General features: G+C 51.8%; 1 protein-coding gene. It reads right to left on the bottom strand.

The window, feature by feature from the left end:
* A partial coding sequence (locus tag D7Y13_RS47375; RefSeq protein WP_208734573.1) for a protease pro-enzyme activation domain-containing protein occupies nt 1-350 on the bottom strand: 350 nt, incomplete at its 3' end.
* Between the last annotated feature and the right edge of the window lie 196 nt (nt 351-546).

Genomic DNA, 546 nt, shown 5'->3' with positions numbered 1-546 from the left:
GGGCGGTAGTATGTCTGTCCCCCCTGTTTGTAGGCAGTAAGGCGAATCTGGAAAATGGATTCAAACCGTTGCTTTGGGCCGGAGATTGACAACGTAACGCCCGGCTGCTCAATCCGAAATCCGGCTTTCTCTAAGGCGGCCGTTGTCTCTGCAACCGTCGTGCTGTCAGGCTGTAGCCTATCTATCTGGTCGGCTGTGGCCGTGGTTTTGGTGACGGACTGGCCCGTGGGCGCTTTGAGCACGACCTGCGCGTACATACGTTCGGTGGTTTCCATAGTCGATCGGAAAAACGGACGGCTGCCGCCACAAGCTGTCAGCAGCAACAGTCCCAGTAAGGAGTAATGATTCATGCACTCGGCAGCTTGACCAACACAACCTCAAAAACAGACAATGAAAAGCGACGTAAACAGACTCGACCTTTAGTCGTTACCGGAACGATCTGAGGGAACAAAGCGCAGCCAGAAGCAAAATTAAATTGGTAGCGTTCAGGCATTTAGCGTAGAAATACGCAATTGTAGCAAACAAGTACTTCGTGCAGAATGGTAC

The organism is Corallococcus praedator, from assembly GCF_003612125.1.
Lineage (GTDB): Bacteria > Myxococcota > Myxococcia > Myxococcales > Myxococcaceae > Corallococcus > Corallococcus praedator.
The sequence above is the reverse complement of the archived record's forward strand: the minus strand, read 5'-3'. Positions and strand labels throughout refer to the sequence as shown.